At 66.6% G+C, this 12,740-nt stretch carries 10 protein-coding genes; 8 read left to right on the top strand and 2 right to left on the bottom strand.

Annotated features, from left to right (window positions below):
• Nucleotides 1-169 precede the first annotated feature (169 nt).
• Nucleotides 170-967, top strand: a complete 798-nt coding sequence (locus DFW101_RS03420) for a hypothetical protein (RefSeq protein ID WP_232286136.1) — start codon at nucleotides 170-172, stop codon at nucleotides 965-967.
• A 14-nt stretch (nucleotides 968-981) separates the two neighbouring features.
• Here the strand turns inward: DFW101_RS03420 and DFW101_RS03415 are convergent, their stop codons facing one another.
• Nucleotides 982-1,503, bottom strand: a complete 522-nt coding sequence (locus DFW101_RS03415) for a hypothetical protein (RefSeq protein WP_009180133.1) — start codon at nucleotides 1,501-1,503, stop codon at nucleotides 982-984.
• A gap of 348 nt (nucleotides 1,504-1,851) precedes the next feature.
• Here DFW101_RS03415 and DFW101_RS03410 point away from each other — a divergent pair, with 348 nt between their 5' ends.
• A complete protein-coding gene (locus tag DFW101_RS03410) occupies nucleotides 1,852-3,678 on the top strand; it encodes a methyl-accepting chemotaxis protein (RefSeq protein WP_009180132.1) in 1,827 nt (608 codons plus the stop codon).
• A gap of 32 nt (nucleotides 3,679-3,710) precedes the next feature.
• On the opposite strand, the gene DFW101_RS03405 is transcribed toward DFW101_RS03410, so the two are convergent.
• Entirely contained in the window at nucleotides 3,711-5,837 is a 2,127-nt protein-coding gene (locus DFW101_RS03405; protein WP_043643151.1) for a thioredoxin domain-containing protein, read from the bottom strand.
• Nucleotides 5,838-5,995: 158 nt separating this feature from the next.
• Here DFW101_RS03405 and DFW101_RS03400 point away from each other — a divergent pair, with 158 nt between their 5' ends.
• From DFW101_RS03400 to hypF, 6 genes are all read left to right on the top strand, one after another.
• Nucleotides 5,996-6,388 (top strand): response regulator, encoded by a 393-nt coding sequence (locus DFW101_RS03400; protein ID WP_009180130.1) that lies wholly within the window; start codon nucleotides 5,996-5,998, stop codon nucleotides 6,386-6,388.
• Complete coding sequence (locus DFW101_RS03395; RefSeq protein WP_043642641.1) at nucleotides 6,385-6,816, top strand: response regulator; 432 nt, start codon at nucleotides 6,385-6,387, stop codon at nucleotides 6,814-6,816. Before DFW101_RS03400 ends, DFW101_RS03395 begins: the two co-directional genes overlap by 4 nt.
• Entirely contained in the window at nucleotides 6,816-8,267 is a 1,452-nt protein-coding gene (locus DFW101_RS03390) for a transferase (RefSeq protein WP_009180128.1), read from the top strand. Before DFW101_RS03395 ends, DFW101_RS03390 begins: the two co-directional genes overlap by 1 nt.
• Before the next feature lie 172 nt (nucleotides 8,268-8,439).
• Complete coding sequence (locus tag DFW101_RS03385) at nucleotides 8,440-8,961, top strand: type 1 glutamine amidotransferase domain-containing protein (RefSeq protein WP_009180127.1); 522 nt, start codon at nucleotides 8,440-8,442, stop codon at nucleotides 8,959-8,961.
• 222 nt (nucleotides 8,962-9,183) lie between these two features.
• On the top strand, nucleotides 9,184-10,125 hold the full coding sequence (locus DFW101_RS03380) for a DUF362 domain-containing protein (RefSeq protein WP_009180126.1): 942 nt from the start codon (nucleotides 9,184-9,186) through the stop codon (nucleotides 10,123-10,125).
• A gap of 31 nt (nucleotides 10,126-10,156) precedes the next feature.
• Nucleotides 10,157-12,505: a carbamoyltransferase HypF gene (hypF, locus tag DFW101_RS03375; protein WP_009180125.1), complete on the top strand. Its 2,349-nt coding sequence runs from the start codon at nucleotides 10,157-10,159 to the stop codon at nucleotides 12,503-12,505.
• The last annotated feature ends 235 nt before the right edge of the window (nucleotides 12,506-12,740 follow it).

Raw genomic sequence — 12,740 nt, 5'->3', positions numbered from 1 at the left:
CGGACGTCTTGTCCCCCGGCGGCACCGGAGGTACAAGGCGTAGGACCCTTCCGGATAAGGAGAACGTATGCCTTTCCCAGCCCGCTTCCTCCGTTTCCGATCCGTTGCCGCGATCCTCGCCGTCCTGGCGGTCCTTGTTTGCTGTCTGGCCGGATGCTCCGGTGGGGACGTGCGGAATAACGTCAAGGCGCTTCGGGACAAGCAGCGCCTGATCGCGGCCCTGCGCTACGGCCTGCTGACGGCCGTTGACCTGGAGAAAAACGCCTTGCTGTCTTCCGTCCAATCCGACGGCAGGATGTTTCTGGCCAAGGCCAGGAACGCCATGGCCGGCTGCGCCAAGGATTTGGCCCGCCTCGGGGATCTTGTCCGCGCGGACGCCAATGCCAAGGAAACCGAAGGCTTTTCGGCCGTTGCCGCCGATTTCGCCCAGATCGAAGCCGTGGACGCCACGCTGCTGGGGCTGGCCGGCCGCAACACCAACCTGCAAGCCACGGCCCTGTCGCGCACGGAAGCTGCCCTGGCCATCAGCCGGCTCCAGCGGGCCCTGACGCCGATCATCGACGGCCCCTCTTGCCCGGCCGGCCGGGAGGCCCTGCGCGTGGTCACGGCCGGGCTTTCCATCCTTTCCCTGCACACGCAGCATATCGCGGAAAGCTCTTCCGCCGGCATGGACACCCTGGAGGCGGCCATGAACCGGCAAAACGCCCGGGCCGCAGCCGCCCTCGACCGCCTGTCCGGCCTTCTGCCGCCGGACGCCGACGCCGCCCTGCTGGCCGAGGCCAAGGCGGCCTATGCCGACTTCCGGCGCGTGACCCAGGAGGTGCTCGGCCTTTCCCGCCAGAACACCAATATCGAGGCCGTGGCCCTGGCCATGGGCCAGAAGCGGCTCGTTACGGCCAAGGCCCTGGCCGATCTGGCGGCTCTGGAGGATGTGGTGGGCGAAAAGGAATTCACGGCCACGCGCTAAGGGGAAAAACCGCCCTAGCCGCGCGGGATATCGCTTTTGGGACAGGAGGCGCGCAGGTGGCACACGGCGCAGCCGCCGCAGTACGGGGCATGGGTCATGACGGCGTACTGGACGCTGACGGTGCCGGCCTCGTTCCAGACGAGCCCGAGGCGTTCCAGGCGGCGCTTGAGGTCCCGGTCGGGGGTGGGCAGGGGGGCGCAGGCGCCGGCCTCGATCTCGGGCACGGCCTCGGCCGCCGCGCCCATGACCATGGACACGGCCAGGTTGTGCAGGGCGAAGCCTTCGGACGGCGACCGGGCCCAGGCCTCCTCGACCAGCCCTTCGGCGGCGGGCTCCAGGAAAAAAATGACCACTCCCCGTTTGGACCCGGGCGCGGCGAAACGGTAGCCCTTGAGGTGTTCCTTGAAGGCGTCCCAGTGGGTTTCACACAGATCGCACAAGTGCTGCTCGACCTTGGCCACGCCCGAGACCTTCAAGTATAAAAAGAGGTCGAACTCCGGATTCGGCGTCAGTTTCTCCGCGTTGATCTTGCCCAAGGCAACCTCCCGAAACGAATTCGCCCGGGTGTAGCCCAGGCCGGCGTCGAGCTCAAGGGCCCCCAGTCGTTCGTCCCATATCAGACGGCTTTTCCGCCCGCCCGTTCCCTGTCCCCGGCCCACCCTGTTGCGGGAAGACGGCGTTTAACGTACGCTTTGGCTCCGTATCCTTCCGCCGCCCGGTTTCCTCGCCTCATCCTGGCGCGTTGGCTCTTGGCTGACGTACGCATGTCGCCCCCAACCCGCCGTCCCTGCCGGCTGTTCGCGCTTTTCCCGGCCGGCGACGGCGCGGCCACGCCGGCTCTTTTTCCGCAGCCGGTCTGCGCCGTGTCCGCACGAGGAGCCCCTATGCGTTCCACCATGCGCCTTGCCACAAAATTGATCGTCGCTTTCGGACTCCTCATCGCCCTGCAGGTCGGGGGCAACGTCACGGCGCTGTTCCTGCTTGGCCACATCAACGGCAACGTGACGGAGCTGGCCACCAACTGGCTGCCGAGCGTAGATAGCATTTCCGACGTGGACCACCAGTTCCAGACATACCGCCGGTGGGAACTGCTGCATGTCATGTCCACGGACGATGCCGGCATACAGGAGTATGAGAGCAAGCTGGTCCAAGCGAAACAGGACCTGAAAACGGCCCTTACGCAATACGGACAACTGATCAGCAACGATGATGAAAGGCGGATATACCAGCATCTCCAGGATACGCTGGATAATTATTGGTCGGTTTCGGAAAAAGTTCTGAATCTGTCCCGGAAAAACCTGAATGCCGAAGCCAAGAAGCTGACCGAAGGCGAATCACGCCAGATCTTCAACGCCGCCCTGGACGATCTGGCCAGGCTCGTGGACATCAACAGGAAAGGCGCCGCCGCTTCGGCAAACAACGGCAACATGGCCTATAAGCAGGGCCGCATCGTCCTCATCGGCCTGCTTGTCGGCGCCACACTCCTCGGGGTCGCCGTCTGCCTGATCATCATTCGCGGCGTCTCCCGCCAGCTCGGCGAGGACCCGGGCTACCTTTTCGAGATGGCCAGCCGCATCGCGGCCGGGGAAATGGACATGCGGTTCAAGGAGCATACCGGCGAGGGCGGTGTCTTTGCCGTGCTGAAGCAAATGGTGGCGAATCTCAAACAGAAGATTGCCGAGGCCGACAAGAAGACCGCCGAAGCGGCCGAGGAGGCCCAAAAGGCCAGAGCCGCCACCCAGGCGGCCGAAGAAGCCCGGGTCCAGGCCGAAAACGCCAAGGCCGAAGGCATGCTCCAAGCCGCCGACCGCCTGTCCTCGGTGGTCCATATCGTGTCCTCGGCTTCGGAGCAGCTCTCGGCCCAGATCGAACAGTCGAGCCAGGGCGCGGACCACCAGTCCCGCCGCCTGGCGGAAACCGCGACCGCCATGGAGGAAATGAACGCCACGGTTCTCGAAGTGGCCAGGAACGCCTCAGAGGCCACGGACACCTCCGAGCGGGCCAAGAACAAGGCCCAGGAAGGCGCGGCCATCGTCGGCAGGGTCGTAGCCGGCATCGGACAGGTCCAAAACCAGTCCCTGGAACTCAAGGCCGACATGACCACGCTCGGCCAGCAGGCCGAGGGCATCGGCCACATCATGAACGTCATTTCCGACATCGCCGACCAGACCAACCTGCTGGCCCTCAATGCCGCCATTGAGGCGGCCCGGGCCGGCGAGGCCGGCCGGGGATTCGCCGTGGTCGCCGACGAGGTCCGCAAGCTGGCCGAGAAGACCATGACCGCCACCAAGGAAGTGGGCGACGCCATCATGCAGATCCAAAGCGGTACCCGCAAGAACATCGATACCGTGGACCGCACGGTCAAAAACATCGAGGAGGCCACCGGCCTGGCCCAGGCCTCGGGCGAGGCCCTGGCCGAGATCGTGGCCAATGTGGACCAGAGCACCGATCAGGTCCGCTCCATCGCCACGGCCTCGGAGGAACAGTCCGCCGCCAGCGAGGAGATCAACCGGTCCGTGGAAGAGGTCAACCGGATTGCCTCCGAAACCATGGACGCCCTGCGCCAGTCGGCCCAGGCCGTGGCCGATCTGGCCCAGCAGGCCCAGGAACTCAACGCCATGGTCCAGGAGATGCAAGGCGGCCCGGCCCCAGGCACAGCAGGATCCCGCGCCGCCCTGCCCGGGGCCCGGAGCCGCCGGGCCCTGCGCTAAATTCGACGAGAGGACTTTCCCCGGGGCGGCCCCTAGCCGCCGGCAGCCCCGGGTTTCCCCTTGTCCAGCAGGGCAAGCATGGCGGCGGGATCGGGGGTCGGCGGCTGGCAGGACCCGGCCCGGCAAACGTGGGCCGCGGCCCGGTCTCCCATGGGCAGTTGGAACCGGGTGAAGGGGGCCAGGGCCACGATGTCCGGTTCGTCGTTCGGCTCTTCCCCGGCCGGCCGCAGGACCACCGCCACTTCGGGCAGGTACCGCTCGAACAGGGCCCGGGCCAGGGCGTGGGTGTCGGGCGCGTCAGGATCGCCGGCAATGGTCACCTCGGCCGACGGGGCCAGCATCTGGGACAGCCCGCACAGGAAAAAGGTGAAGCCCGAGGGATGGCCGGCCACCCAGGGCCCGGCGGCCCGGGCCAGCCTGCTCGCCTCCTCCATGAAGGACTTCTCTCCGGTCAGCCGGTACAGCGTGGTGAGAACCAGAAAGGCCACGCTGTTGCCGGACGGTATGGCCGCGTCGTAATAGGTCTTTTGGCGCAGGAGCAGGGCCTCGCCGTCGTCCGGGGTCAGGAACAATCCGCCGGCCGCGTCTCCGAAGTGCCGGACCATGGCCTTGGCCAGGGCCACGGCTTGGGCCAGATAGGCCGGATCGAACACGGTCTGGTAGAGTTCGAGAAGCCCCCAGGCCAGAAAGGCATAGTCGTCGAGCATGCCCGTCACGGCCGCCTCGCCGAGGCGCAGCCGGTGAAGCAGCCGACTGTCCGGCAGCAGCATTTTTGCAAGCAGGAAATCCGAAGCCCGTTTCGCCCGGCCGGCCAGTTCCTCGTCGTCGAAGGCACGGGCGGCCTTGGCCAGGGCGGCGATCATGAGCCCGTTCATGTCGGTCAGCACCTTGTCGTCGCAAAGCGGGCGCACCCGCTTTTGCCGGGCAGCCAGAAGCAGCTCCCGGCTCCGCTCCAGGCGGGAAGCGAGTTCCGCCGGCCCCAGGCCCTTTTTCCCGGCAACGGCCGCAATCGGCTCCTCCAGGAACGGAATGTTGGCGCCCGTGGCCTGCCCCGTGGCCTCGTCGTGGAAGTTGCCGCCCGGGGCGATGCCGTAGACGTCCATGAAAAGCCCGGCCTCGTCCCCGGCCAGCACGGCCCGAATTTCGCTTTCCGTCCAGACGTAGAACTTGCCCTCGACCCCTTCGCTGTCCGCGTCCTCGGCGCTGTAAAAGGCCCCGTCCGGCCCTGTCAGGTCGCGGTGGACGTATTCGAAAATGTCCCTGGCCATCCGCCGCCACTCCGCGTCTCCGGTCGCGAGATACGCCTCGGTCGCGGCCATGGCGGTGAGCGCCTGATCGTAGAGCATCTTTTCGAAATGCGGCACGAACCAGTGGGCGTCGGTGCTGTAGCGGTGGAGCCCCAGCCCGATCTGGTCGAAGACGCCGCCCCGGCGCATGGCGTCCAGGGTGGCCGTCACCATGGCCAGATTTTCCTCTCGGCCGGTGCGGCGAAACTCGCGCAGGAGAAAGAGGAGGTTGTGCGGGGAGGGAAATTTCGGAGCCCCGCCGAAGCCGCCGTTGGCCGCGTCGTAGGCGGCGGCCAGTTCGTTTCGGGCCGCGTCGAGCTGGGCTTCGCCGGGCTCGGCCGTCTCGCCCGCGTCCCGGGCCTCGAGCTGGCTCCGGACCGCGTCCAGGATCTGGGTGGCGTTGCCGATCACGGCCTGCCGGTTGCTCGTCCAGGCCATATGGACCCGTTGCAGGAGTTCGCGCATGCCGGTGCGGCCAAAACCCGACTCCTTGGGAAAATAGGTGCCCGCGAAAAAAGGCTGTCCGTCCGGGGTCAGGAAGACGTTGAGCGGCCAGCCGCCCCGGCCGGTCAGGGCCTGGCAGAAGGTCATGTAGAGGTTGTCGAGATCCGGCCGCTCCTCCCGGTCCACCTTGACGGCCACCACCGTGGCCCGCATGAGCGCCGCGATATCCTCGTCCTCGAAGGATTCGTGCTCCATCACGTGGCACCAGTGGCAGGTGGAATAGCCTATGGACAGAAAGATGGGCTTGTCCTCGGCCCTAGCCAGGGCAAAGGCTTCTTCCCCCCACGGGTACCAGTCCACGGGGTTGTGGGCGTGTTGCTGGAGATAGGGACTCTTTTCGGTGATCAGGCGGTTGGCTTTGGGCTCCATGGCGGCCTCCATGGCCCCTTCTACCAGGGAAACCCGGTTTTGCAACCGTTCCTGGCCCCTTGGACGGCCAAACCCGGCCCCTCCCATGATACTCCTTGAAGCTTTTGCCGGAACACGGTATGCGAAGACGAAATTGTGAAATCGGGAGCAAGCGATCCATGGCGGGAAAAACGGTGCTTCTGGTGGACGACGAGGCCGGCCTCACGGCCATCCTGGCCAAACGCCTGTCCGCACGGGGACTGGCCGTCAAAACGGCTTCCTCGGGCGAAGAGGGCCTGGCCGTCCTGCGGGACGCCCCGGACGTCGGCGTGGCCGTCCTTGACATCAACATGCCCGGCCTGGACGGCCTGGAGACCCTGCGGGAACTCAAAGCCCTGCGCCCGGATGTCGAGGCGCTCCTCCTGACCGGTTATCCGTCCGTGGAGGGGGCACTGGAGGGCATGCGCCTGGGGGCGTATGAATTCCTGACCAAGCCCTGCGACATGGAAGAACTCCATGCCCGGGTGCTGGAGGCGCTTGCCCGCGCCGAAGCCACGGACGGGGGAGCATGACCATGAAAACCGTCCTGTTGGTCGATGACGAGGAAAACCTCCGCTTCGCCCTGTCGAGCTGGCTGACCGGCCAGGGTCTCTCCGTCCTGACCGCGGCCTCCGGGGAGGAAGCGCTCGAGATCGTGCGGGGCGACCCGGCCGTGGCCGTGGCCGTCCTTGACGTCAACATGCCGGGCCTCAACGGCATCGAGACCCTGGCCGCGCTCAAAGCCCTGCGCCCGGAACTGGAATCCATCATCGTCACCGGCTATCCGACCGTGGAGTACGCCCTGGAAGGCCAACGCCTCGGGGCCTCCGAATACTTGAGCAAACCCTGCGACATCCACCTGCTGCTGGAGGTGGTGCGCAAGGCCCTGTCCCGGGCGGCCCAAAAACCGCGCTGGTCCAATGGCCCAAACGATGCGACCGGTCCTGTGGAGGCGAGATAATGAAGCAGTTGCAGCGCATCCTGGAAAACGTCATCGCCCGGGCCAACATCAACCTGCGGCGCAGCGCCATCGATGTCGGACCCTACGTCCACGGTGCCGTGCCCCAGGACAACTATGCCCAGTTCTACGCTTTTTACGGTATTACCACCGAACATCCCCTTTTTTTCAATTTCCAGTGCTCTTCGCTGGCCGGCTCCTATTTCTTCGGCAAGTGCGACGTCCAGCATTCGGTCCTCTACAAATGCGATGTCCGGGGCGACGAGCTCAAATCCGTGACCAACGGTTTCAGTGTCGACGGCGTCTGCCTGCGCCTGCACAACGACGAAGTCATCAAGATCATTGACAGTTTCCTCCACAAGGCCCTTATCCACAGTTTCAGCCACGACCCCGAGTTCCCGGAAGAATTTGTCATCAAAAACACGGTGGCCCTGTCCTACGCCAACATCCACGGGGCCCCGGTCATGGGCTCGTTTCTCGGGCCTTTTGCCACCATCGACCTGTGCACCGTGCAAAACACCTCCATTGGGGCCTTTGCCTACGTCCAGGTCTGCGACCTCCAGCCCTCCATCGTGGACCCGGGCCATATCTGGATCCGCAACAAGGCCGGCGACGAGTTCAGCTACCGCTACGATCCGGAGGTCCTGGCCAAGTACGTTTCCATCGCGCCTGGCGAGCGGGCCAAGGGCGTGTTCATGGACTTCGTCGAAGGCAGGAAGCGCGATTTCGAGCGGGTCTTCGGCTTCCTTTACGCCTCCCGGCCCGAGACCTACGCTCCGGGCTCCTTTGTCTCGCGCTACGCCGTGGTCAAGGGCGAGACGAGCATCGGGGAAAACGTGCTGGTGGCCCAACGGGCCTACCTGGAAAACGCCCACCTCGGCAAAGGGGCCAACGCCCAGGAAAACAGCTACGTGGTCGATTCCGTACTTGAAGGCTACGACGTCACGGCCCACGGCGCCAAGATCATCGGCAGCCGGCTCGGAAAAAACGTGTTCGTGGGCTTCAATTCCTTCCTGCGCGGCACGGCGGAAGCGCCCCTGACCGTGGGCGAAGGGTCCGTCGTCCTGCCCCACTCCATCGTGGACCTGGCCGAACCCGTGGACATCCCGCCGCGCCACGTGGTCTGGGGGCACGTCACCCGACCCGGGGATCTGGCCACCCAGTCGGTCTCCATCGACGACTTCGCCAAGGTCGACGGCGAGGCCGCCATCGGTCCCATGACCTTCACCGGCAACGGCGGCCGTTTCATCCGGGCCTTCCAGAACCGCATCCACCACATCCTGGAAGCCAACGGCGCCTACTTCGACGGCGGCCAGCAGAACCTGGGCCATGCCCAGAAGACCAAAAACATCACCTACAACCTCATCCAGCCCTACGTGGAAGGCGGCTTCAAGGGCGTCTACCCGAACATGCGGATCTTTCCGCTGTGCTGCGACGACGATATCGGCATGTAGGGCTTCTCGCCTCTCGCATCCGCGGCGATGGCGGGTCTCCGGACATGGCATCCTGACATCCATCCGTGTGCCCTGGTCCGGGTTCGGTTGCCATGGCCGGCGACTTGCTGCATAGGCTTGGGGCAGGATCGATACTTTCGTCGGTCCATCCTCAAAGACGTGAGAGGACGCCATGCAAGCCAAAAAAGCACTCATCGTTTCCGCCGACAACGTCGAAGACAGCGAACTTTTTTATCCGCTCTACCGCCTGCGGGAAGCCGGATTCACCGTGGACGTGGCCGCGCCCCAGGCCGGTGAATTCGCCGGCAAGCACGGCGTCACATTCTCGGCCAATCTGGCCGTGGACGACGTGGAGTCCGCCGGTTCCTGCGGCTACAGTCTGCTCGTGCTGCCGGGCGGCAAGGCCCCGGCCACCCTGCGCACCCTGCCGAAGGTCATCGACATCGCCAACGACTTCGCCTCCTCCGGCATCCCCATCGCCGCCATCTGCCATGGTCCCCAGATCCTGATCACGGCCCGGCTGTTGCGGGGCCGCCACGCCACCTGCTACAAGACCGTGGTCGACGAACTCAAGGATGCCGGCGCCCTCTACGAGGACAAATCCGTGGTCGTGGACGGCCAGTTCATCACCTCCCGCCAACCCGACGACCTGCCGGACTTCATGCGCGAAGTTTTGAAAAAAGTCGGCGCGTAGGCAGGAAGGCAGAGCAGAAAGAAAAGATGCCTCCGGCGGCCGGGAGGGGGTGACCCCCTCCCGGCCCCTCCCCGACGGGGAGTACGGCGATGGAGCCGGGTGGGTAAGTGGCGGGGCATCGACATTTGTGGCCGGCCGCAATGCTGTCGGTCGCAAAAACCGTCCCAGGCCAGGGGGTCCGGGGGGGGATTATCCCCCCGGCCGCCGGAGGCATCTTCCCACATGTCCCATTCTATATTTCTACGCCGGGTGGCCGGATATGACGATCCCGGCCTTGACGGGATCGTGTCCGCGCTCTTGGCGGCGGCCGGCTGCCAGGCGGGTCGCGGCGACCGGGTGCTGGTCAAACCCAACCTGGTCGCGCCGCGAAACCCTTCCCTGTCCTGCTCCCATCCATCGGTGGTACGGGCCGTCTGCCGGCATCTGATCGCAAGCGGAGCAAGGGTCACGGTGGCCGATTCACCGGCTTTTGGCACGGGCCGCATCGTGGCCCGACTGACCGGCCTGACCGAGGCCCTGGCCAATTTGCCGGTGCGGGTGGCGAGCCTCGACTGTCCGCGGCCGGTGCGGCTTTCGGGTGGCGGCACGATCGGGGTGTCGCGTCTGGCCCTTGAGGCGGACCACATCGTCAACGTGCCCCGGCTCAAATGCCATGACCAGATGGGTCTGACGCTTGCGGTGAAAAATTTTTTCGGCTGCGTGTGCGGGTTTCGCAAATCCTTGGCCCACCAGCGGCTGGGAAAGTGCCTTGGCCGCTTTGCCCGGATGCTCCTCGACGTTTCCGCCGCCCTGCCCCCGTCCACCTCGCTCCTCGACGGGGTGGTGGCCATGCACAAGGCCGGCCCTGTCGGCGGCGAGGCCTTTGCCCTGGGCCTTTTGGCGGCGGCCGCCAATCCCGTGGCCCTGGACACGGCCATCTATGCCCGGCTCGGACTGTCGCCGGAGAGCATTCCGTTGTGGCGCGAGGCCCTGGCCCTGGACCTGCCCGGGAGCAGGGCCGACGAGGTGCATTTTCCCATGGAAACGCCGGATGCCTTCGACGTCGCCGGTTTCATGACGCCCCGGGTCCTGGCCCCGCTGGCCTTCGAGCCGAGCCGGTTCGTCCGGGGCCGGGTGCGAAGCCTGCTCGTCACCTTTGGCCGGGGGGGCGACCGGGGGCGTTGACACGCGGGCAAAGCCCGGTACCCTGCGCGTCATGCCAACAAACACGCGTCGCCGCCACGTGGTGGCCGGCCAAGTCCAGGGGGTGGGCTTTCGGCCCTTCGTCTACCGGCTGGCCCGGGAACTGGGACTGGCCGGATTTGTCCGCAACACGCCGGAAGGCGTGGTCATCGAGGTCGAGGGGCCGGCCGGGGCGGTTGCGGCCTTCGGCACACGCCTGCCGGCCGAGGTTCCGCCCCTGGCCCGCATCCTGCGCCACGGCGAGGCGGGAGCCGCGCCGTGCGGCGAGGCGGACTTCCGCATCGTCCAAAGCGCCCCGGGCGCCGGCCATGACGTGCTCATAAGCCCGGATGTGGCCACCTGTTCCGACTGCCTCGCCGACATGGCCGATCCCGCCAACCGCCGCCATGAGTACCCGTTCACCAACTGCACCAACTGCGGCCCGCGCTATACCATCACCCGTCGCGTCCCCTACGACCGGGAAACGACCTCCATGGCCTGCTTTCCGTTCTGCCCGGACTGCGCCGCCGAATACGCCGATCCGTCCGACCGACGCTTCCACGCCCAGCCAAACGCCTGTCCGGTCTGCGGCCCAAGGATCTGGCTGGCGGACGGGCAGGGAACGCGCCTGGCCGAGGGACCCGCCGCCGTCACGGCCCTGGCCCAGGCCCTGGCCCAAGGCCAAGTGGCCGCAGTCAAAGGCCTTGGCGGCTTCCATCTCGTCTGCGACGCGGCCAGCGAAACGGCCGTGGCCACACTACGCCATCGCAAGCGCCGGCCATCCAAGGCGCTCGCCGTCATGGTCCCGGATCTGCCGACCGCCGCCCGTCTCGGCCGCGTCGGCGAGCGGGCCGGGGCGCTTCTGACCGGAACCGTCCGGCCCATCACCCTCCTGCCGGCCCGGACCGACAGCGGGCTGACCCCGAACGTCGCCCCGGACACCCGCGAGATCGGGGTCATGCTGCCCTACACGCCGCTCCACCACCTGTTGCTTGGGGCCTACGCCCGGGCGGCCGGCCCGGACCGCCTGCCGGCCCTGGTCATGACCTCGGGCAACGCCGGCGGCGAGCCCATCAGCCTTGGCAACCGCGAGGCCTTGGCCAGACTTGCGGATCTGGCCGACATCTTTCTCTTTCATAATCGTGACATCCTGATCCGTACCGACGATTCCGTGGTCCGACCCCTGGAAGTCGACGATGTCTGTTGCGGCGCGGCCCGGGGCGGGATCAAGCCGTCCCCCATGGTCCTGCGCCGGGCCAGGGGGTATGTGCCATCGCCAGTCGCCCTGCCCGCCTCAGGCCCGGCCGTCGTCGGCCTCGGGCCCATGCTCAAGGCCACCCTCTGCCTGACCAAGGGGAAACAAGCCTTTGTCAGCCAGCACATCGGCGACCTGGACGACCTGGAGACGCACGGCTTCTACCAGGAGACCCTGGACCACTTGTGCGGCGTCCTTGGCGTCTCGCCCCAAGCCTGCGTGGCCGACCTGCATCCGGACTATCCGAGCACGCGGTTCGCCCTGGAACAGGACCGGTGGCCGGTGCTTAGGCTCCAGCACCACGTGGCCCACATCTATGCCGTGCTGGCCGAGCACCGGCTCCTGGAACCGGTCCTGGGGCTGGCTCTCGACGGCACCGGCCTTGGCGAGGACGGGACGCTTTGGGGCGGGGAATGCCTGCTCGTCGATCCGCGCGCCCGCAGCCATACCCGGCTGGCCCATTTCGCGCCGATCCGCCTCCCCGGCGGGGAGGCGGCCGTGCGCGAACCCTGGCGCACGGCCCAGGCCTGCCATTTCGCCCTGGGGGAAAAGACCCCGGCCGGCCGGCCCTGGCCCTGGCTGGCAACGCGCGCGGCCGAAGCCGGCTTGATCAGCCAAATGCTCGAAAAAGGCCTCAATTGTCCGGTCACCACCAGCTGCGGTCGGCTCTTCGACGCGGTGGCGGCCAGCCTCGGCCTGTGCCAGGCCATCGACTACGAGGGTCAGGCGGCCATCCTCTTGGAACAGATCCAGGATGCGACGGAAACCCGGGCTTACGACTGCCCTGTCGACCGGAGCGTCACGCCGGTCAGGCTCGATACCCTCACCCTTTTCGCCCAGGCCGCGGCCGACGCCGCCGCCGGCGCTCCGGCCGGCCGGGTGGCCCGCCGCTTCCACCTGGGCCTGGTGGCGGGCCTTGCCGCCCTGGCCCGGGAGATGGCGGCCCAAACCGGCCTCCGCCACGTGGCCCTGAGCGGCGGCGTCCTGCAAAACCGCACCCTGGCGCTCCTTCTGCCGGAGGCCCTGCGCGCGGCCGGCCTTCTGCCGCTTTGCCACCGCACGGTACCGGCCAATGACGGCTGCATCAGCCTGGGGCAGGCTCTCTACGGCCTGTTGGCGGCGCCATGATACCGGACAACGGGTAGCCCAATCCATAGATATAAATTATATATTCGATTAGTCTAAAATGATTGACAGGCCGATCAAGGACACGTAGGCATCTGCCGCAACACGCATCGCCGCACGAACGTCGTGGCTGGTTGCGTCAAGAATTCGAATGGGTCTGCCGTAGGGCAGCTGACTTGGCTCGTGCCGGTGAGATCCCGCCGCCACACCGTTTTGATCGCAGTCGCTCGCCCGGTGC

The sequence above is a fragment of the Solidesulfovibrio carbinoliphilus subsp. oakridgensis genome (genome assembly GCF_000177215.2).
In the GTDB taxonomy this organism is placed as follows: Bacteria; Desulfobacterota; Desulfovibrionia; order Desulfovibrionales; family Desulfovibrionaceae; genus Solidesulfovibrio; species Solidesulfovibrio carbinoliphilus.
This window is presented reverse-complemented; position numbering and strand designations above follow the sequence as displayed.

Excerpts from the sequence above, each read along its gene's own strand:
- hypF (WP_009180125.1), top strand. The coding sequence starts at position 10,157 with ATGCCAACAAACACGCGTCGCCGCCACGTGGTGGCCGGCCAAGTCCAG.
- DFW101_RS03405 (WP_043643151.1), bottom strand. The coding sequence starts at position 5,837 with ATGGAGCCCAAAGCCAACCGCCTGATCACCGAAAAGAGTCCCTATCTC.
- DFW101_RS03385 (WP_009180127.1), top strand. The coding sequence starts at position 8,440 with ATGCAAGCCAAAAAAGCACTCATCGTTTCCGCCGACAACGTCGAAGAC.
- DFW101_RS03400 (WP_009180130.1), top strand. The coding sequence starts at position 5,996 with ATGGCGGGAAAAACGGTGCTTCTGGTGGACGACGAGGCCGGCCTCACG.
- DFW101_RS03395 (WP_043642641.1), top strand. The coding sequence starts at position 6,385 with ATGACCATGAAAACCGTCCTGTTGGTCGATGACGAGGAAAACCTCCGC.
- DFW101_RS03410 (WP_009180132.1), top strand. The coding sequence starts at position 1,852 with ATGCGTTCCACCATGCGCCTTGCCACAAAATTGATCGTCGCTTTCGGA.
- DFW101_RS03390 (WP_009180128.1), top strand. The coding sequence starts at position 6,816 with ATGAAGCAGTTGCAGCGCATCCTGGAAAACGTCATCGCCCGGGCCAAC.
- DFW101_RS03380 (WP_009180126.1), top strand. The coding sequence starts at position 9,184 with ATGTCCCATTCTATATTTCTACGCCGGGTGGCCGGATATGACGATCCC.